Origin of the sequence: Vibrio sp. OPT46 (assembly GCF_015163535.1) — a bacterium.
Classification (GTDB): domain Bacteria; phylum Pseudomonadota; class Gammaproteobacteria; order Enterobacterales; family Vibrionaceae; genus Vibrio; species Vibrio alginolyticus.
The window spans coordinates 16,382-37,705 of sequence record NZ_JADDYG010000678.1 but is presented as its reverse complement, the minus strand read 5'-3'; the positions used below and the strand labels follow the sequence as shown (position 1 = coordinate 37,705).

The following is a 21,324-nucleotide window of genomic DNA, read 5'->3' as shown; positions in this document are numbered from 1 at the left end:
TCATTTAATCACTTTAGACTTTCAGTATTGCTACCTAAATACAGATAGTTGCGTTAACCAGTTTAAACTTTAATCTCAATTTGTAGTAAATTTACAACGAAACTAGTTATTAAATATTTTTTATATTATCAAATAAATTGTAATTAGTTTGTTTTCAAAGGTTTTATTGATTTAACTCAATAAAATTACCTTAATAAAAATAATGTTTTTGGTTGTTTTTTGACTTAAATCAATATTAAAATAGTGGATATTAGCTATATAATACTCAGCTCAACGAAAATTCGAAAATTAACACCAATAATCACCACGTAAGTGGTCTAGGAGATAGTGATGATCCAAGGTATCCAAATTACAAAAGCGGCAAACGACGACCTACTAAACTCTATCTGGCTATTAGATAGCGAAAAAAATGAAGCTCGTTGTGTTGCTGCAACTGCTGGCTACGAAGCAGACCAAGTTATCGCAATCAGCGACCTAGGTGAATACGAAAGCCGTGAAGTTGCAATCGAAACTGCTCCTCGTATCGAAGGCGGCCAACACCTAAACGTGAACGTGCTTAAACGCGAAACACTAGAAGATGCAGTTGCACACCCAGAGAAATACCCACAACTAACTATTCGTGTTTCTGGTTACGCAGTACGTTTTAACTCGCTAACTCCAGAGCAACAACGTGATGTAATCGCTCGTACTTTTACTGAGACTCTATAATCTCTCAGTAAACTAGCTCGCTAGAATTTAAAAAGCTTGGTCAGCAATGACCAAGCTTTTTTGTTTCAGAATCCTTCTAACCCCTTTCTATAATGGAAAGCAACTCGCCTCTGAGGTGCATTTCTTTGCGAAGGATCTTTCTGAAACGCTTGCGCTACAGAGGTTGGATCAAGCCTATCTCTTTGCAGTGACGCCCCTTCTGCCCACCAAATCAATTGATGCATAGTGCGATTCATATAGTTGTCCCACTGCGTCTGCTCCGACTCATCCGCAGCAACGCCCTGTTCATCAAAGACTTCTTGCGCTTTCGGAATGTGGATCATCGCAGAGACAGGTAGACATCCAAGTTCAGATAAGAAGGTACGCATAGAAACGGCAGCTCTAACACCACCCCATTGTCCGGCAGAATAGGTCACGATAGCACTCGGCTTGTAAGAAAACAGCGAACTGCCGAAATGGTTAAGCGTGTTCGCCAGAGCAGGACTCATCGAATGGTTATATTCCGGGCTAACCATCACATACCCATCCGCATGTTTGATTTTGTCTGCCAGCTCACTTAGGTTCTGCGGAACTTTAGAGCGGTGATAAGCAAACTCGGGCTTAAACACATCACCAAAGTCGTAATTCAAAGGGTCGATGATTTCGACCGTATGTTGCGAATGTTGACTCGCGATGAGTTTTTCACACGCTTTACTGACTCGCATTCCTAAACGGGCTGGTCGTGGTGGCGTGCTGTCTCTCACTGAGCCAAGAAAAATCAAAAAATGCATGCTTCTCTTTCCATCTCATTTAGTTAAGTTCGTTTCTCAATCATAAAGAGAGTCAAAACTTACCGACAATAAAAAAGGTGAATGATTACTCATTCACCTCTCGTTATTTCTGTTTTTGATACTTACTATACTTTGAAGCTTACTGCACGCGGCGCAGTACTTGTTTCAATGCGTCAAAGTCTGCGTCGAGCTCTTCCGATAGCAGCTCCATCGCAGCGTGCTTCGCTAGTGGCGCAGGAAGCTCGATATCGGATTCTAGAATATCATCCACGACTTCTTTGAACTTCGCAGGGTGAGCAGTACATAGGAACAGACCGGTTTCACCGTCTTGCAATTGTTCTTCAAGCACTCGGTAAGCAATCGCACCATGCGGTTCGCATAGGTAGCCTAGAGCATGTAAATCTTTCACTGACTGTGCGCTTTGCTCATCAGATACTGCGCCTTTACCTAACGTCTCCAAGCCCCACTCTTTCACGCGGCACAGCTCTTCAATACGAGGCCAGTTGTTTGGTTGGCTCACGTCCATCGCGTTCGATGTTGTTGCGACTGTTGGTTTTGGCTCCCACTTACCTGTTTCTAGGTAGCGAGGAACAGTGTCATTGGCATTAGTTGCCGCGATAAAGCGTTTGATAGGCAAGCCCAGCGCTTTTGCCAGTAGACCAGCAGTTAGGTTACCAAAGTTACCACTTGGTACTGATACCACTAGGTTTTCACGCTCTTGCTTGCTCATTTGCGCAGCTGCTTCAAAGTAGTAACAGATTTGCGCCATCAAACGGCTGATGTTGATTGAGTTTGCAGAGTTCAGACCGATCTCTTCACGCAGTGCTGAATCATCAAAAGCTTGCTTAACCAGTGCCTGACACGCATCGAAGTCGCCATCGATCGCGACAGTGTGAATGTTTTTACCAAGCGTACAGAATAACTTCTCTTGCAGTGGGCTGATTTTTCCTTTCGGGTAAAGAATCACAACATTGATGTCTTCCATACCGTAGAAAGCATGCGCAACGGCTGCGCCAGTATCGCCAGACGTTGCCGTCAGAATGGTGATCTTGCCGCCGTCCGAAACCGCAGCAAGAGATTGCGCCATAAAGCGACCACCAAAGTCTTTAAACGCAAGCGTTGGACCATGGAACAGTTCCAGTGCATAAACACCGTCTTTTACTTGGTTGATAGGCGCAGGGAATTGAAACGCAGCATCAACAAGGGCATTCACTTGCTCCTCTGTAAGTTCATCTCCAATTAACGCCGATAGAATCTTAGTGCTACGAGAGACAAAGTCTTCTGCAAGCAGCGCATCGATATCTTCAAATTTTGGTAATTCCGATGGAAAAAATAGACCTTGGTTACGGCCTAACCCTTGGCGAACGGCTTGGCCAAAGGAAACTTGTTCATCATTTTCTTTTATATTGTAAAGCTTCATAGCTCACTTCCTGTTACTTTCGAACCCTGCTTATCTAGACGACAAACGTGGACGAATCCTTCTTCGTTTTGTACGTAGTTTTGTTCTAACCAGCGAGCAACTCGCTCAGCGACATCTTTCTCTTTGCAAATACTGAACAGTGTCGGACCACTGCCAGAAATACCGGTTGCCAATGCACCCGCAGACGCTGCGTATTGACGTGCATTCGCAAAACCTGGAAGCAGTTTCTCACGATACGGTTCTGCGATCACGTCTTTGATCATTTTTGCAGCAAGTTCTGGCTGACCAGAATGACACGCATGAATAAAGCCCGCAAGGTGGCGACCATGAGCGATGATATCTTGTCGGCGGTATTGAGATGGTAGGATCTCACGCGCTTCCGCCGTTGATACCTTGATACCCGGATACGCCATCACCCAGTACCAATCATCAAAGCAAGGCACTTCTTGACTGATGATACCCAACTCTTCAAGCATCAGTTGCACACCACCAAGGTAACATGGCGCAACGTTGTCGTAGTGAATACCACCAGAGATCTTGCCTTCCATCTCTCCCATCAGCGCCAATAATTCTGTCTCGTTAAGTGGCTGTCCATGGAATCGGTTCAATGCATCTAATGCAGCGACGATAGAACATGCACTTGAGCCTAAACCAGAGCCAATTGGCATGTTCTTTTCTAGCGTCATCTCAAGTGGTTTTAGCCCAACGCCTTTTTTGTCTAACTCACGAGCAAACACGAGCCAACAGTCGTAGACGATGTTCTCTTTTGGTTCAGTTGGCAATTTCTCAACAAAATCACCCGCCGTTTTAAGGCTGAACGGATCAGCCCCAGATTTCACCAATACACGGTCACCCAATAGTGTGCCATCCACTGGAGACACGGCAGCCCCCAGCACATCAAAGCCAACGCTTACATTACCAATTGATGCTGGGGCATAAACCACTACATCCATATCACTTGAACTCATTATTGTTATACCCCTAGTTTCCAACCTAAAGTACGCATCACGTCAGAAAATACACCCGCAGCCGTTACTTCGGTGCCTGCACCATAGCCACGTAACACTAGTGGGATTGGCTGATAGTAACGGCTGTAAAATGCCAGTGCGTTTTCACCGTCCTTGATTTTATACATTGGATCGTTTTCATCCACCGCTGCGATGCTTACTGTGCACTTGCCCTCATTAATCTCACCAACGTAGCGCAGTACTTTGCCTTCTTCCGCTGCCTTTGCAGATAATTCTTTAAAGTAGGCGTCTGCTTCAGGTAAACGCGCCATAAATTCATCAACGCTACCAGAATCATCAAAACCTGGTGGCAGTGCTTGATCAACCACAACGTCTTCTAGTTCTAGAGACATGCCTGCTTCACGAGCTAGGATCAGAAGCTTACGCGCAACATCCATACCAGAAAGATCATCACGAGGATCCGGTTCAGTAAAACCATTTTCTTTTGCGATATTAGTTGCTTCACTTAGGCTCATACCTTCATCTAACTTACCGAAGATGTATGACAGAGAGCCAGAAAGAATACCGCTGAAGCGCTCTAGCTCATCACCCGCTGAGATTAGGTTTTGCAGGTTTTCGATTACCGGTAGACCCGCCCCCACAGTTGTTTCGTACATCAGCTTGCGACGAGAGCTGCGCGCAACATCGCGAAGCTGATGGTAGTAAGCCATGCTTGCTGTGTTTGCTTTTTTATTTGGTGTAACGACATGGAAACCAGCAGCTAAGAAATCAGCGTATTGGTTCGCGATATCTTCACTTGATGTACAGTCAACCAATACTGGGTTGATGATGTGGTTACGTTGAACCAAAGAAATCAAACGCGCTAGGCTGAACTCTTCTGTCGCAGCCGACATACGATCACGCCAATGATCGAGTGGCAGACCTTCACTATCAAGCAGAAGACCTTTGCTGTTTGCCAAGCCACACACGCGAATAACGATGCCTTTTTCCGCAAGCTTCGCCTGTTGACGCTCGATCTGATCCACCAGCTCACCACCAACGCCGCCAATACCAACCACGAATACGTCTAAGAAGTGCTTAGAGTTGAATAGGTTCTCGTGACACGCTTTGATCGCTTCAGAGATTTTATCTTCAGGAATCACGGCTGAGATTGCACGCTCAGATGAGCCCTGTGCGATGGCTACAATGTTTACGTTCACTTCAGCAAGAGATGAGAAGAAGCGAGATGCAACACCGCGCGATGTACGCATGCCGTCACCAACCAACGTTATGATTGAAACATTATCAATAAACTCGACCGGCTCTAATAAGCTATCTTTCAGTTCCAACTCAAACGCATCGACCAGTACTTGTTGCGCTTTTGCTTTATCTTCTGCCTCAATACAGAAGCTAATGCTGTACTCAGAAGAAGACTGAGTAATAAGAACAATAGACACACCAGCGGAAGACATTGCGCCAAATACGCGGCTTGCCATGCCAACCATACCCTTCATACCTGGGCCGGAGACGTTAACCATGGTTAGGTCGTTTAGCGTCGTGATACCTTTGATCGCCAGATTGTCTTCACCAGTGTCTTGCCCAATCAGAGTTCCTGCACCTTGTGGGTTAAAGCTGTTTTTGATCAGACATGGGATGTGGAACTGCGCGATAGGAGCAATGGTCTTCGGATGCAAAACGGAAGCACCGAAGTAAGAAAGCTCCATTGCTTCTTGGTAGCTAAGAGATTTAAGTAAGCGAGCATCTTCCACTAAACGAGGGTCGCAGTTGTATACACCATCTACGTCAGTCCAGATCTCACAACAATCTGCGCGCAGACACGCCGCAAGAACCGCCGCCGAATAATCAGAGCCATTGCGACCAAGTGTTACCAATTCACCTTTCTCGTTACCTGCGGTAAAGCCAGGCATGATATTCACATGGCCCAGAGGAAGAGGGTTTTGGCGGAAGTTTTGCGTTGAAACATCTACATCAACCATGGCTTCAAGGTGATCACCTTTTGCGTATAGGTATTCAACTGGGTCGATAAGATGTGCTGGCTGGCCTTTGGCTTCTAGCACCGCTTTCATCAATTGAATCGAAACGCGTTCGCCTTTGCTAATAATACGTGCATTAACATTGTTTGGGCACATGCCAAGAAGATTGATGCCATGAACGAATTGGCGTAATTGAGAGAGAGAAGTTTTCACTTGGTTATCGAAAGCTGAACCATCGATATTGGGTAGTACTGCTTGGATTTGAGTGAAGAGCGTTTTAAACGACTCCTCCAACTCTTTGATTTGTAGTTCTGCTTCACCATTGCGCAATGCGCCTTCAATGACCGCAACCAATTTGTTTGTTGTTTTACCAGGAGCGGAAAGAACAACCGCTACTTTTTCTTGTTGAGCGTTATTGGCAATAATGTCTGCCGCTCTCAAAAAGCGATCTGCATCAGCTAGTGATGATCCGCCAAACTTCAATACTCGCATCCCTTCCTCCGGTATATCTTCTTAAATTTGTCTAAATTCTGGATAAAAAAGCATAAAAAAAGGCCTGTATCTTGTTGGATACAGGCCTTTTTTGTGAATTTCTTTCGCTCAGCAGCCTGCCCCAACATGTGTCGTGTCGGTAATAATAATGGTCGTGGTCATTACTACTAGGCTGTTAGATGGCATAAATAAATATTCAACGTTAATTGTGTTTGCTTAACTCTACGTTTACCGAGTTTCTGATACATAGTCAACAAAAAATTGTTTGTTTTTCCATCTTTCAGAGATTTCTGCTAAGCAATGTCATTGATATTTATAGTTAATTACACATTATTGATCATTTGAAAATCTACAGTTAGTTTTTGTAAAGGACTTAACTATCATCACCAGTTCGGTTTTTTATCTAATAACTAGTCTAATCTTTGCCATAAAACGTACGATCAAATAATTCGAGAGGGTTGTGACACATAACAACAACTTAACTGTGACTTATGTTCATAGGATCGAATTATTTAGAAAATAGGTGAGCTAGCTTTCATATTCTATGCTTTAATAGTGAGAAGCTTTGGGCGCATACTAATAAAAAAGTTGACACAAGGAGTGGTGAACATGAAAAGATGGCTTTTTCTGTTGCTGTTTTTTGTGCCTGGTGTTTGTCTAGCCAACGAGCTTCCGCCGCTTCCAGGTAAAACATCCCCTTCTCCTCATAAACTGTTCATTTCCAGCGACAGTTATCAGTCTGACAGTTTTGATGTTTGGAATATCGATACGGGTTACGCTTACGAACTTTTTGATTCGGTAGATGTTTATGTCGGTGCGCGAGTCAATAACTCTCCTACCCAAAATCAAAGTGGTTTTTTGAGTGGGATCAGCTATCACTTTAATGATCGTGTCACGCTGAAAAGTACAGTTCGCTCTTACAAGAACGAAACAGCGGAAGGTATTCGCCAAGACGACAGTAGCCTCGCGGCTGAAGTATCAAGTCGCGTAAAAATTACCGATAAACTGGATTTTCACGCGACTCTTGATTACCAAGATTGGCAACAAGGCTTTGAGGTTGGTTTAGGCTTTCGTTTTTAGAAGTCTAGCTTTTGCTTAGAAATCAATACACCGTTCCAGTCCGCGTAAACGTAGTGCTTAGGTTGAACGATTTGGTTTTGCATCGTTAAGGTTACGTTTACCTCTCCTATCCCGCGTTTCTCTGTTTTAAACGGGTTGGTGCCAAGAGCTTGAACGCCAATGTCCATTTGAGATATTTGTGCTACATCGCGTATTGCACCATAGACAATGATGCCTTCCCACCCATTTTCTATTCCGAGTATCGCTAATTGATCGCCGAGTAATGCTCTCTGACACGATCCATGTCCGTCAACAATCAATACTTTACCCGTTCCATCTTCGCCCAGTACTTCACGCACTTTCGAGTTATCGTGATAGCAGCGCACCGTAACGATTTCACCGTAAAAAGCGCTACGTTGACCAAAGTTCTGCAATGGTAAAGTAAGCAAGCTCACTTGGTCTTCAAATTGGTCACAAATATCGGGTGTAATGTCTCTCATATTTCCTCCGTGAATTTTCTCACCCAAGCGATGCTTCAGTGAGCAGTATCCTTTTCTATACCTTCTATACGAGCCGAGGTTTAATGGAGCCTAACGTATGAAAAACTTTCGGCTGCGAGCACGCAATAAGATAAAGTTGGTCATTAATGACGTAATAAATCGCGTTTTGTTGAAAGTCATTCGCCAATTCAACGGCTACCTCTGGCGACAACTCGACGGCAAAGCTTTCCTCATACCATGTAAAAGCGCTATCACCTACCGTGACAGGCGCGTAATTAACGTGCTGTAGCTGTTTTTCTAACGCGTGATTGTTTATGCTGTTCTCTTCTTTGGACCTCAAGTTACTGTATGGGTTCCAAGCGGTTATCACAGCATAGTTTGAAACACGCCACTCGGCTTCGAATCTGAAAAAAGATTCTGAATAAGCATTCCATAACGATGCGTCTATGTTCGTATTACTTTTTTCTATCATAAGTCTTAAACGATTAATAACAGTTACATTTCATCAATTGATATAAATCAACAAACTGAATGGAATTAACATTTGAGCATTGTTAGCATGCTGTTAACAATATAAAATCCGCTCAATATCTTAGGGTGTTTACGTTTCAGGCCCCACTGAAAGCAGGAAATGAAAGGTAAACAAGCCCTTTAGAATAAACGTCGCCATTGGATACTGGTGAGTTGGCAAAATTCCATGGAGGGCGGATAACTGAAAGAAGTGTTTTTTTGATCAACTTGATTTATTATCAAAATCACATTACCTGTATGTTATATTTTTGCCTAGAATTTATTCTATTAGCACAATTTTGTCACAAATTTAGGTACCGCCAATGCAAACCCCGCAGATTCTTATCGTTGAAGATGAGCAAGTAACTCGTAACACTCTTAAGAGTATTTTTGAAGCAGAGGGATACGCTGTTTTTGAAGCCAGTGACGGTGAAGAGATGCACCAAGTGTTGTCTGATAACTCAGTCAACTTGGTTATTATGGACATTAATCTTCCAGGCAAGAATGGCCTTCTACTAGCGCGTGAATTACGCGAGCAAGCGAACATTGCTTTAATGTTCCTGACAGGCCGTGACAATGAAGTAGACAAGATCCTAGGTCTTGAGATTGGTGCAGATGACTACATCACTAAACCATTCAACCCACGTGAACTAACTATTCGTGCACGTAACCTACTTAGTCGCTCAATGAGCTCTAACGCGGTGCAAGAAGAGAAGCGCTCGGTAGAAAAGTATGAATTCAACGGTTGGGTACTAGACATCAACAGCCGCTCTCTAGTAAGCCCTGCTGGTGATAGCTACAAGCTACCTCGCTCTGAGTTCCGCGCACTACTGCACTTCTGTGAGAACCCGGGTAAGATTCAAACTCGTGCAGATCTTCTTAAGAAGATGACTGGTCGTGAACTTAAGCCACACGACCGTACTGTAGACGTAACGATTCGTCGTATCCGTAAGCACTTTGAGTCTGTTTCAGGCACGCCAGAAATCATCGCCACTATCCACGGCGAAGGTTACCGCTTCTGTGGCGATCTAGAAGACTAGATTTAACCGCTAATATGCGAAGGGCTTGCTCATTGAGCAAGCCCTTTTTGTTTTAGGTCTAACGACTAATGCAACATCATTGCGGTTAATAAACCTTGTTAATCTTCACGTACTTTTCGACTAACCAACGCTGTTTACCCGCATCGTCTAGAAGCACTGCGACATCAACCGATTTTTCTGTGTTCACATCAATGTGAGACGAGAACGCCACCTCCCATCGGCTTTCACTGTGCGTTCGAGTATCTAAAGACGCACTGTCCACCAACCACTCTTTTTGCCCCTGTTTAATAATAAGAGCTTCTGCCGTTAGATTTGCAGGAAGTAACTGATCTCCTTCGAGGTAAAGTGCACCTTGAATACTTTGCTCTTCCACGTCCCCAATATTCGGCATGAGGTTCACCCATAAATTACTTTTGAGCTCAACATTAACCTCATTAATCGTAATCTGACTGTTTTGTTGCCAATTCACATTTGGAACGGAACTACAGCCTGCCATCAATGCCATGGCTAATGCCAATGGTGCGATTCTTTTCATGTTATTTCCTTTGTTCCAACCAACTTTTGAGGACTTGAATATCGTTTTGGTATTCATTTTTGATCTCTTCAACCCAGTCTGAAATGTTTTCCCACCATGCTGGCATATCAGGCGATTGCGCTTTTTGCGCCACACTTTGGATACGTTTCAGGCCAATTGAACCTGCAGCACCTTTGATTTTATGCGCTTCAGAAACAATCCCATCTTGATCTTTCGCTGTCATGTTCGAATCTAAGACATCAATATAGTCTGGCATCATATCTTCAAACATTTTTATGCTGTCGTAGACAGGTTTTGCACCAACAATGTCGACGTAAGACTCTAACATATCCATATCGAGCAAATGTGTCTCAATCACAGGAGAAGGGACTGGCTCTTCCACTGTTTCGGGACCGCTCACTACTTCCTTAGGTTGTTCTAGCTGGTGAGCGAAGAATTTATCAATCACTGACTGAATGGCATTCACTGCCAGCGGCTTACTGATCGCATCATCCATGCCGTTATCTAAGTATTCACGACGATCTTTCATTACATTAGCAGTTAAGGCGACCAATGGAGGAAGATTGTTATAATGCTTGCGGTAATAATTGGCGACATCAAAGCCCGTCATATCAGGCAGTTGGATATCCAACAACGCTAAGTCGTATTTTTCTGGCACAAAGTTCACTAACGCTTCTTGGCCCGTCATTGCCACGGTGACAGAGTGCCCTAGGCTCTCAAGTAACGATTTAGCCACAGTTACGTTAAGCTCGATGTCTTCGACCATAAATATGTTGAGGCGCACATTGTCGCGTTTCGCATCAATGACTGGCTCAGCTAGTTCAACAATCGGAACGTGGATCGATACAGTAAAAGTGCTACCAAAGCCTTCCTCACTGGTAACCGTAATGTCACCATCCATCATATTGATCAGTTGCTTAGATACCGCCAAACCAATACCTGTACCGACCGCATGCAGGTTGTCCTTGCCTGATTTCACTTGGTAGTACATCGCAAAGATCTTATCTAGCTCTTCGTCTGGAATACCAATACCTGTGTCTTCCACTTCCATAATAATGGTCGAAAAATCGTCTTCGACATCCGCACTCACTGTCATCACAACGCCACCTTCTTTGGTGAACTTCATTGCGTTGCTGACCAAGTTCCAAATCACCTGACGTAGACGGGTTGCATCCACTTCAATTGCTTTTGGCAAATCGCTTAAACGTTCTAAGTCAAAGCGTAACCCTTTTTGTTCTGCCATCAGAGCTGAGATACTCTCAATCTCTGCGACGAAGTCTTCGAAGTTAAGTGGCGCAGGTAATAGTTCTAACTTACGGCGATCAAATTTATCCATATCGATAATATCGTTGAAGATGTTACCTAGCGTAATCGCACTCACATTGATGGTCTGCATGTGTTTACGCTGCTCTTCTGTCAACGGACTATCTAGAAGCATACGACTTAAGCCTACAATGCCATTCAGCGGCGTTCGCAGCTCATGACTGATGGTTGAGATGAAGGTAGTTTTGTCGCGGCTTGCTTTCTCTAACGACTCTTCATGGCGCTTACGTTCAGTGATATCACGACCGAACCCAACGAGACCAAGGTGGCGGCCATCTTTGCTGTAAAATGGCACTTTACGCAGCTCAAAGTAATGCTTGCGACCATCTGGGTATTCGAGCCATTGCTCGTAAGTAATCGCTTGATTATCGGCAAAAACCTTTTGGTCAGTATCAACGATATGCTCGGCGATTTCTTTGCTATACACATCCCAAGGGCTTAATCCGACTAACTGGTGCTCTTTCTTGCCCGTTAGCTCTTCCATCGCGCGGTTACAGCCAGAGAAAACACCATCCGCATTGCGGTAGTAAATTAAGTCTGGTGAGGCATCAATAAATGAACGCAGTAATGCGGTACGTTCTGCCAACTCTAATTGAGTACGTTCGCGTTGGAACACCTCATTTTCGAGGTCTTGCATCGCCTCTTCACGTGCTTCTTCCGCTTTAATACGCTCTTCAATTTCTTGGTTAAGCTTTTCAATGTTTTGTTGAAGTTGGTAATTCAGCTCTTGATCTCGCGAACGCATGTCCTTCAGTTTGGACACCAGCTTAGTTAAACGCTGGCGAGACTCTTCTAGTTGATCGACAACCACAGAGAGGAAGTAAACCGCCCAAGGGGTGATCAATAGACCAAAAAACACCGAACGGACAATATCGATATCATCTACTCGCCCTTTGAGAGCTAAAGTAATCCCTACCTGCACCACAACAGCTAATGCCACCAGCGCAAGGGCTAGCAAAATAGAGAAGCGAACAATCCCCAGTTTGACTAGCAAGTCGACATAATACTGGGCGAGGTTTTTCATGGGTTTCATTAACTACTCCATGGTGGTGGCTAGATAGCGCCATTCGATGATGAAAAACAGGTAAATGCACTCGACCTAACGCAATTTAGGTCTGTTTGATTAGTGAAAAACACACGGTGCGATCTGCGCTTGTGACACGAGATAGAAAGATAAACCAACGAGCGCACAGGCTTCTGTAAGTTTAACGTGTTTAATACGGTGATTTAAACAATCAGCTATCAACTTAGAGCAAGCGGTCACAAAGCGTTAGCAAGAACTGGGGTGAATACAGGTGCGATTACGTCCATCAGCTTTAGCTTGGTATAACGCACTGTCAGCCATAGCGATGCCCATTTCGGGTTCATCACCATGCTGAGGAATGTAAGAGACCAGACCGATACTGACGGTAAGGCGTTCAGATGCTTCTGAACTGTCGTGTTCCATATCAAGCTGTAGAATTTTCTCATGAATACGCTGTGCTACGTTGCGCGCACCTTCCGTGGTGGTATTCGGCAAGATAAAACCAAACTCCTCGCCACCATAACGCGCAACACAATCCGAAGAACGATTGATGACTTGTGTAAACACGGTAGCGACACTGACTAACGCTTCATCACCTTGTTGGTGACCGTAACAGTCGTTGTAATCTTTGAAAAAGTCGATGTCACATAACATGATGGTGAGCGGCAGCTTTTCTCGAGCGTGGTGGTACCACAATACCTGCAGTTGTTCGTCGAAACGGCGTCGGTTCGATACTTGAGTTAAGCTATCCATAAAGCTCAATTTTTCTAACTCTAGGTTGGCTTTTTCCAACTTTTGTTCTGCAAGATAACGCTCAGAAATATCACGCGCCATGATCAGCACACCATTCGTTCCTGATGCTTTATCTTTAAAAGGCGATTTCACCACATCAAACCACGTACTTTTACCATCACTACTCACGACTTTATCTATGTATCGAACTGGCTCTAACTGGCGTAATGCTTCTAAGTCACTGTCTGCTAAGCGCGCGTACATCTCTTTAGGAATCACGTCTTGGAGGCGCTTACCTATCAAATCAGAAATTTTTGAAATGCCTAACGCCTTAACAAAAGGCTGATTACACGCTTGATAGACCATGTTCTCATTGAAAATACCAATAGAGTCCGGACTGGCATCCAGAATCGTTTGTAAGATAGTATCTCTTTGCGCTAGCGCCACCTCTGTATCTTTGCGACGCTCCATTTCATCTCGCAGATTCTGTTGCATCTTGTGCCATTCAGTCACGTCATGACTAATAGACAGCGTACCGATAAGCTCACCACTCGGCGAAACAAGAGAGTTTTGATTGACTTCCAATAAGCAACTTCGACCTTGTGGATCCGTTGTCCATTTACGTTCGCTTTTTCTGGTCATCTCACCCAAGGCCTTGGATGCGCAAGCTTCTTCCCTTCGCCCTTGCCAGAATTGATCAAATGCTCGATTGGTCGTTAATAGATTGCCTTGGCGGTCTTGGGTACAAATCAGCTCTGAAAGTGAGTCTAATGCCGAACGTGCGATGATTAATTGGGCAAGTTCTTGTTGCTGCTCTTGGTGAGTGGCTTGATATGGCTGAGCATAAAGAATCCAAACTCGATGATTGCGCAATAAACTCTTTCTGCCTGACAGCTCCACTTTAATAGATTCACTATCAGATAGTCGCCAGTCAAAAGCCTGCTGACGAAAATGACGACTAGAGAAGCGATCGAGAAACTGCTCAAGCTCATGAATATCGAATAAAGCAGGATACAAATACCCCGTTCCCAAAGAGCGAATGCCTAACAACTGCATCGCAGCCTGGTTAGATAGCAAGAGCTGAGCATGGCTAGTGTCCACCACTATGACTGGATAGGGAGAATCCGTTACTAGTTGCTTAAGTGATGTCTGAAAGTGCAAATAGATCAGTGCTAACGCGCACACGCCTGCGATTAACAACAAGACGACATAGCCATAACCGCCTTGACCACCCCAAAGCCAATTGAGTAACTGATCCATCGTTTAAACCTTCAAAGAACACTGGTTAAAATATATCAGTTATTTATTGAGCGATCTGCTATTAATTCCGGTTTAGTATAGATAAAGGCATTCCCCGTAAGGCTCCCTTGAGCACCATGAGCACTGAGATCTCGACCAATTTCCGTCATCGCTAGCCAACGGTTTTCACACCACAGAGGCGATAATAACGTGGGCCTCCTGGCTGCTGATGAAACGCGATGATAAATCACATCTGGTGGTGTCATACGAATCATTTCACTGGCGATCGCAACATATTCTTCTAATTCAGGGGCTTCTAGCTTTCCAGCACGCCAAGCTTTCGCCATGGTGCTACCTTCGACAATATGCAAGCCATGTAACTTGATGCCATCCGTTCCCACGGCCAACACTTTTTGCAGCGTTTCAATATTTTCGGCGCGGGTTTCTTTGGGTAAACCCACAATTAAGTGAGTACAAACCTTGATTCCGAGTGTTCGAGCACGCTTAGTGATTTCGGCATAACACTCAAAGTCATGACCACGATTGATACGTTTGAGGGTGTCGTTGTTGGCGGTTTGAAGACCTAGTTCTAGCCAAATTTCATAACCTTGCTGTACATAGCCCGACAGTAAATCCAATACCGCATCAGGGACGCAATCCGGACGCGTCCCCACACAAAGACCAACCATGTCTGCAGCCTTTAGTGCTTCCTCATACATGTTTTTGAGAACTTGTACTTCTGCATAGGTACTGGTGTAGGCCTGAAAATAAGCGAGATACTTCTTCGCTCTGTGAATTTCACCTGCGCGATCTTTTAACTGTTCGTGAATGCTTTTTATCTGGACTTCTTCATCTGCAAACGAAGCCACATTGCAAAATGTACATCCTCCCCGCCCAATCGTGCCATCGCGGTTAGGGCAACTAAATCCACCGTGCAATGTTAACTTATGAACCTTTTCACCGTATCGACGCTGAAGATCTTGGCCGATTGTATTGACCAACTCATGTAACTGCATAAATTCTCACCAACAATAAATCGTAATCAATCTCACTACGATCTGTGTAAATAAATTACATCCCTGAAAGAAAAAACACACAATATTAATCAATTCAAACACCCATCATGCAGGTCAAAATCAATAAACTTGCATAATTAAAGACAAAAATCGTTCATGTTGCGTAAATGTTAAACTAAAAATGCATAATTAAACGAAAAAATTGGGTCACAACGCCGACTTTTTCATTGCATTCTGAAGTGACAAAATTGTAGGATACTTACACAACCCCGTTATTTTTGTGACTTTTATTACAAAGCACACTGCGGGATTTGTCGGTGTTATCCCACTCCTACCTATATAAATCACTAGATAGTGATAATAAATAAAGGGATACCACCAAGGATTGTTTTTCTCGCAAAACTTTTCCTGCGAGATACGGAAAGGAATCAAGACCGGTCAACCTAGATCGGTGGCGATAATAAATATAAAGGACAAGACGTAATCAATAGTCTAGGTAGTATTTGCTGCCCGGTACTTTTGCGTCGACATTGAACTGGAAGGATGTATCTATGGTAGATAGAGAGCAAAATCCACAGGGTCTGTACACTCCGGAACTGGAGCATGACGCTTGTGGTATCGGTTTTGTTGCTCACCTTAAAAACCGTAAATCTCATGAAGTAGTGACTCAAGCATTGGATATGCTGGCTCGCATGGAACACCGTGGTGGTCAAGGTTGTGACCCATGCAGCGGTGACGGTGCGGGTATCTTGCTACAAAAACCTCATGAATTCCTATTAGAAGAAGCCGTTAAGCTAGGCATTAAACTGCCTTCGTTTGAAAAGTATGGTGTTGGTGTCGTTCTTTTCCCGAAAGACGAATACAAACGCGAACAATGCCGTGACATTCTAGAACGCAACGCACAGCGTCTAGACCTTGAAGTTATCGGCTACCGCGTATTACCAACCGACAACTCCATGATTGGTGCCGACCCTCTAAGCACAGAGCCTCAATTTGAGCACGTGTTTATCTCCGGCGGCCCTGGCATCACGCCTGAAGAGCTAGAGCGCAAACTGTACGTACTTCGTAACTATACTGTACGTGTTTGCCTAGAAAGCGTTTCGAACATTGGTGACGACTTCTACATTAACTCCATGTCTTACAAGACATTGGTATACAAAGGTCAGTTAACGACCGAGCAAGTACCTCAGTACTTCCTTGATCTACAAAACCCGACCATGGTGACTGCACTGGCGCTGGTACACTCTCGTTTCTCTACCAATACCTTCCCGAAATGGCGTCTTGCACAGCCTTTCCGTTACATTGCCCACAACGGTGAAATCAATACAGTTCGCGGTAACTTGAACTGGATGAAAGCCCGTGAAGCAATCCTAGAATCAGACCTGTTTACTCAGGCTGAAATCGACATGCTTCTTCCAATCTGTCAGGAAGGCAGCTCGGATTCATCTAACTTCGATATGGCACTTGAGCTCCTAGTTCTTTCTGGTCGCAGCCTGCCACACGCATTGATGATGATGATCCCGGAAGCATGGCAAGAAAACAAAAACATGGATCCTAAACGTCGCGCGTTCTATCAGTACCACGCGAACATCATGGAACCATGGGATGGTCCTGCTTCAGTATGTTTTACTGATGGTGTTCAAGTTGGTGCGACACTAGACCGTAACGGTTTGCGCCCTTCTCGCTACACAGTGACCAAAGATAACTTCCTAGTGATGGCATCTGAATCTGGTGTTGTGGATATTGAACCAGAGAACGTAGAGTTCCGTGGTCGTCTACAACCGGGTCGTATCTTCGTTGCAGACCTAGAACAAGGTCGAATCATCTCTGATGAAGAAGTGAAAGACACCATCGCAACGGCACAGCCTTACGAGAAGTGGGTAGAAGAAAACCTACTGAGCTTGAAGAAGCTGCCAGATGCGAGCAACCAGTTCAGCCAACCTAAGCCAGAACACCTTCTACACCGCCAACAAGCGTTTGGCGTAAGCACTGAAGAAGTGAACGAAATCATCGTTCCAATGGCGAATGATGCGAAAGAGCCATTATCAGCAATGGGTGCCGACTGGCCTCTTGCGGTTCTATCTCATCAGTCTCAACATCTTTCAAACTACTTCAAGCAGCTGTTCGCACAGGTAACTAACCCACCGATCGACCCGATCCGTGAGCGTATGGTTATGTCGCTGAACACTTACTTGGGTAAAGACCAAAACCTTCTGACTGAAACACCACTTCACTGTCAGAAAGTAGAATTGGAATCGCCTGTTCTAGCCAACTCTGAGCTTGAAAAATTGCGTGCGATCGATAACGAGCACCTACAAGCGAAAACGTTGGATATCGTATTCCAAGCTAGTGAAGATCAAGGCAAACTTGAGCGTGCATTAAAACGTATCTGCCAATACGCAGAAGACGCGGTTATCGATGGTTATTCAATCATCCTACTCACTGACCGCGCAGTGAATTCAAACCACGCGGCGATCCCAGCAATGCTGGCAGTTGGCGCAGTACACCACCACTTGATCCGTAAAGGTCTACGTGCGAAGTGTGACATCGTGGTTGAAACTGGTGACGCGCGTGAAACGCACCACTTTGCAACGCTACTTGGTTACGGTGCGAATGCGGTTAACCCTTACCTAGTGATTGAAACCATCATTGAACTTCAACGTACGAAGAAGTTGGATCCAGAAGCGAACCCTCGCGATCTGTTCAACAACTACCGTAAAGCGATCAATGGCGGTCTTCTGAAGATCTTCTCGAAGATGGGCATCTCTACGCTACAGTCGTACCATGGTGCGCAAATCTTCGAAGCATTGGGTATCCACAAATCCGTGGTCGACAAATACTTCACAGGGACGGTTTCTCGTATCCAAGGTCTAACCCTTGATGATATCGCCAAAGAAGTACTTATCCGTCACCGCATCGGTTACCCACAACGCGAAATCCCAATTCAAATGCTGGATGTTGGTGGTGTTTACCAATGGAAACAGCGTGGTGAGAAGCACCTATTCAACCCAGAAACCATTTCTCTACTGCAAGAGTCTACGCGCAACAAGAACTACGATCAGTTCAAGCAATACGCGACTGCTGTAGATAAGCAAGGTGACAACGCGGTAACCCTGCGTAGCCAACTTGAGTTCATTAAGAACCCCGCTGGTTCTATCTCTATCGACGACGTCGAGCCAATTGAAAGCATCGTGAAACGCTTCGCGACGGGCGCTATGTCATTCGGTTCTATTTCTTACGAAGCACACTCCACACTAGCTGTTGCGATGAACCGTCTTGGCGCGAAATCGAACTCTGGTGAAGGTGGTGAAGACCCAATGCGTTTCGAGCGCAAAGAGAACGGCGATTGGGAACGCTCTGCAATCAAGCAGGTGGCTTCAGGTCGTTTCGGCGTAACCTCTTACTACCTAACTAACGCTGAAGAGCTGCAAATCAAAATGGCTCAAGGTGCGAAGCCAGGTGAAGGTGGTCAGCTACCAGGCGATAAAGTAGATGACTGGATCGGTGCAACGCGTCACTCGACTCCGGGCGTTGGCCTTATCTCTCCACCACCACACCACGATATCTACTCAATCGAAGATTTGGCTCAGCTTATCTACGACTTGAAGAACGCGAACCGCGCAGGCCGTGTAAACGTGAAGCTGGTATCAGAAGCAGGCGTAGGTACGATCGCTTCTGGTGTAGCGAAAGCGAAAGCGGACGTTGTACTAATCGCAGGTTTCGACGGCGGTACAGGTGCATCACCAATGTCTTCAATCCGCCATACCGGTCTTCCTTGGGAACTTGGCTTGGCAGAAACGCACCAAACGCTACTGAAGAACGGTCTACGTAACCGTATCGTGGTTCAAGCAGATGGTCAGATGAAGACACCTCGCGACCTTGCAGTGGCAACACTACTTGGTGCAGAAGAATGGGGCGTAGCAACCGCAGCATTAGTGGTTGAAGGTTGTATCATGATGCGTAAGTGTCATAAGAACACTTGTCCTGTTGGTATCGCGACTCAGAACAAGACGCTTCGCGAGCGCTTTGATGGCCGCGTAGAAGACGTCGTTACCTTCTTCCAATACATGGCACAAGGTCTACGTGAAATCATGGCTGAGCTTGGCTTCCGCACTATCGATGAAATGGTCGGTCAAGGTCAGAAACTGAAGATCCGCCAAGACATTTCTCACTGGAAATACAAGAACCTAGATCTGTCTCCTGTTCTCCACGTTGAGCAACCACGTGAAGCTGATGGTGTATTCAACCAAGCTCAACAGAACCACAACCTAGAAGAAGTGCTAGACCGTAAGCTGATTCAAGCAGCGATTCCTGCACTAGAGAAAGGCGAAGCGGTGAATGCCGAGTTCCCTATCGTCAACACGGACCGCTCTGCAGGTACCATGTTGTCGAACGAAATCTCGAAAGTGTACAAAGATGCGGGTCTACCTCAGCCAATGAACGTGAAGTTCAAAGGTTCTGCGGGTCAGTCATTCGGTGCATTCCTAGCTAAGGGCGTGAAGTTCGAAGTGGAAGGCGACGCGAACGACTACTGGGGTAAAGGCTTATCTGGCGGTACGTTAGTACTTTACCCAGATGCAAAATCAAGTATTGTCGCGGAAGACAACATCGTGGTTGGTAACGTGTGTTTCTACGGTGCAACTTCGGGTGAGTCTTTCATTCGCGGTATGGCTGGTGAACGTTTCTGTGTTCGTAACTCAGGCGCGAAAGTAGTAGTAGAAGGCGTCGGTGACCACGGTTGTGAATACATGACGGGCGGTGCAGCAATTATCCTAGGTTCAACAGGTCGTAACTTTGCCGCAGGTATGAGTGGCGGCGTGGCATACGTATGGGATAAATCAGGTGACTTTGAGTCGAAACTGAACCCAGAGCTAGTAGACCTAGATCCAATCGAGCAAGAAGACAGAGATCTATTACTCGACATGCTAACTAAGCATGTTCAATTCACAGGAAGTGAAGTCGCTCAGTCTTTCCTAGACAATTTTGAAGCTAGCCTAGCCTCTATGGCTAAGGTAATGCCGCGTGACTACAAAGCGGTTCTTCAAAAACGCAAAGCTGAAGCACTGTCTCAAGGAAACGAAACTCAAGTGGAGGCCGTATAATGGGTAAGCCTACTGGATTTTTAGAGCATGGTCGTGAACTACCACAGAAGATTGACCCAGCTGAACGCATCAAGAACAACAAAGAGTTCGTTCTGAACGAGGAGTTTGGTGACAAGATCAATACTCAAGCTTCTCGTTGTATGGATTGTGGCGTGCCGTTTTGTCATAACGGCTGCCCTATCGGTAACATCATCCCAGAATTTAACGACGCGGTTTATCGTGATAGCTGGGAAGAAGCTTGGAACATCCTAAGCTCGACGAACAACTTCCCAGAGTTTACTGGTCGTGTTTGCCCTGCTCCATGTGAAAGTGCTTGTGTTCTTGGTATCAACCAAGACCCAATCACTATCTGTAATATCGAAAAAACCATCGTAGAAACGGCGTATCGTGAAGGGTACGCCAAACCAAAAACACCACGCTCTCGCACTGGCAAAACCGTTGCGATCATTGGTTCAGGTCCTGCTGGCCTTGCAGCTGCTGAGCAGCTAAACAGCGCAGGTCATACTGTGACGGTATTCGAGCGAGACGAGAAAGTGGGCGGTCTACTACGTTTTGGTATCCCAGACTTTAAACTGAGCATGGAAGTCATTGATCGCAAGATCAATCTAATGGCAGAAGCTGGCATTGAGTTTAAAGTAAACCAACACGTCGGTGTTGATGTAAATGCTCAACAATTGCGTCAAGAGTTCGATGTGGTTCTACTAACCGGTGGCTCAACGGTTCCACGTGATTTGCCCGTTCCGGGTCGTGAACTAAAAGGCGTTCACTTCGCGATGGAATTCCTAGGTCAAAACAACCGTCGCGCCAATAACATGGACCTGAAAACGGAAGAAATTCACGCTGCGGGTAAACATGTTGTGGTTATCGGTGGTGGTGATACGGGTTCAGACTGTGTGGGAACATCAAACCGTCA

Annotated in this window: 16 protein-coding genes and 1 other annotated feature; of the genes, 5 read left to right on the top strand and 11 right to left on the bottom strand. The window is 45.2% G+C overall.

Annotated elements, in window-relative coordinates; all coding sequences use genetic code 11:
* Positions 1–330 precede the first annotated feature (330 nt).
* Positions 331–708, top strand: a complete 378-nt coding sequence (gene grcA, locus IQR33_RS24435) for an autonomous glycyl radical cofactor GrcA (protein WP_005381814.1) — start codon at positions 331–333, stop codon at positions 706–708.
* Positions 709–773: 65 nt separating this feature from the next.
* On the opposite strand, the gene IQR33_RS24430 is transcribed toward grcA, so the two are convergent.
* The 5 genes from IQR33_RS24430 to thrL all read right to left on the bottom strand — a co-directional run bounded on the left by IQR33_RS24430 (position 774) and on the right by thrL (position 6,517).
* Positions 774–1,478, bottom strand: a complete 705-nt coding sequence (locus IQR33_RS24430; protein ID WP_170893689.1) for an NADPH-dependent FMN reductase — start codon at positions 1,476–1,478, stop codon at positions 774–776.
* A 139-nt stretch (positions 1,479–1,617) separates the two neighbouring features.
* Positions 1,618–2,898, bottom strand: coding sequence for a threonine synthase (gene thrC, locus IQR33_RS24425; protein ID WP_005381818.1), 1,281 nt, complete (start codon positions 2,896–2,898; stop codon positions 1,618–1,620).
* On the bottom strand, positions 2,895–3,851 hold the full coding sequence (gene thrB, locus IQR33_RS24420; protein ID WP_193837561.1) for a homoserine kinase: 957 nt from the start codon (positions 3,849–3,851) through the stop codon (positions 2,895–2,897). Before thrB ends, thrC begins: the two co-directional genes overlap by 4 nt.
* A 20-nt stretch (positions 3,852–3,871) precedes the next feature.
* The gene (thrA, locus tag IQR33_RS24415) at positions 3,872–6,331 is read right to left on the bottom strand and encodes a bifunctional aspartate kinase/homoserine dehydrogenase I (protein ID WP_193844142.1); all 2,460 of its coding nucleotides are present in this window, start codon (positions 6,329–6,331) and stop codon (positions 3,872–3,874) included.
* 53 nt (positions 6,332–6,384) lie between these two features.
* Positions 6,385–6,504, bottom strand: a sequence feature (Thr leader region).
* Positions 6,440–6,517 carry a thr operon leader peptide gene (gene thrL, locus IQR33_RS24410; RefSeq protein WP_074192076.1) on the bottom strand — a complete coding sequence of 26 codons (78 nt, stop codon included), beginning with the start codon at positions 6,515–6,517 and terminating at the stop codon, positions 6,440–6,442. Its footprint overlaps the feature before it by 65 nt.
* A 423-nt stretch (positions 6,518–6,940) precedes the next feature.
* On the opposite strand from thrL, the gene IQR33_RS24405 reads away from it, so the two are divergent.
* Entirely contained in the window at positions 6,941–7,411 is a 471-nt protein-coding gene (locus IQR33_RS24405) for a ribonuclease regulator (protein WP_175413426.1), read from the top strand.
* On the opposite strand, the gene IQR33_RS24400 is transcribed toward IQR33_RS24405, so the two are convergent.
* A complete protein-coding gene (locus IQR33_RS24400) occupies positions 7,408–7,890 on the bottom strand; it encodes a putative 4-hydroxy-4-methyl-2-oxoglutarate aldolase (RefSeq protein WP_005381822.1) in 483 nt (160 codons plus the stop codon). The two genes, IQR33_RS24405 and IQR33_RS24400, sit on opposite strands and share 4 nt — an antisense overlap.
* Before the next feature lie 64 nt (positions 7,891–7,954).
* Positions 7,955–8,362 (bottom strand): DUF3293 domain-containing protein, encoded by a 408-nt coding sequence (locus IQR33_RS24395; RefSeq protein WP_053306886.1) that lies wholly within the window; start codon positions 8,360–8,362, stop codon positions 7,955–7,957.
* Between the two features lie 361 nt (positions 8,363–8,723).
* Between IQR33_RS24395 and arcA the strand changes: the two genes are divergently transcribed.
* Complete coding sequence (gene arcA, locus IQR33_RS24390) at positions 8,724–9,440, top strand: two-component system response regulator ArcA (protein WP_005381824.1); 717 nt, start codon at positions 8,724–8,726, stop codon at positions 9,438–9,440.
* Positions 9,441–9,525: 85 nt separating this feature from the next.
* Here arcA and IQR33_RS24385 read toward each other — a convergent pair whose 3' ends face one another.
* The 4 genes from IQR33_RS24385 to IQR33_RS24370 all read right to left on the bottom strand — a co-directional run bounded on the left by IQR33_RS24385 (position 9,526) and on the right by IQR33_RS24370 (position 15,309).
* On the bottom strand, positions 9,526–9,975 hold the full coding sequence (locus IQR33_RS24385; protein ID WP_193837552.1) for a hypothetical protein: 450 nt from the start codon (positions 9,973–9,975) through the stop codon (positions 9,526–9,528).
* Position 9,976: 1 nt separating this feature from the next.
* Complete coding sequence (gene arcB, locus IQR33_RS24380) at positions 9,977–12,331, bottom strand: aerobic respiration two-component sensor histidine kinase ArcB (protein ID WP_158173673.1); 2,355 nt, start codon at positions 12,329–12,331, stop codon at positions 9,977–9,979.
* Positions 12,332–12,568: 237 nt separating this feature from the next.
* On the bottom strand, positions 12,569–14,314 hold the full coding sequence (locus tag IQR33_RS24375; protein ID WP_005381828.1) for a GGDEF domain-containing protein: 1,746 nt from the start codon (positions 14,312–14,314) through the stop codon (positions 12,569–12,571).
* Between the two features lie 35 nt (positions 14,315–14,349).
* Positions 14,350–15,309, bottom strand: a complete 960-nt coding sequence (locus IQR33_RS24370; RefSeq protein ID WP_005381829.1) for a TIGR01212 family radical SAM protein — start codon at positions 15,307–15,309, stop codon at positions 14,350–14,352.
* Between the two features lie 551 nt (positions 15,310–15,860).
* On the opposite strand from IQR33_RS24370, the gene gltB reads away from it, so the two are divergent.
* Positions 15,861–20,411: a glutamate synthase large subunit gene (gltB, locus tag IQR33_RS24365; protein WP_017633630.1), complete on the top strand. Its 4,551-nt coding sequence runs from the start codon at positions 15,861–15,863 to the stop codon at positions 20,409–20,411.
* A partial coding sequence (locus IQR33_RS34275) for a glutamate synthase subunit beta (RefSeq protein ID WP_228014116.1) occupies positions 20,411–21,324 on the top strand: 914 nt, incomplete at its 3' end. The genes gltB and IQR33_RS34275, both read left to right, overlap by 1 nt.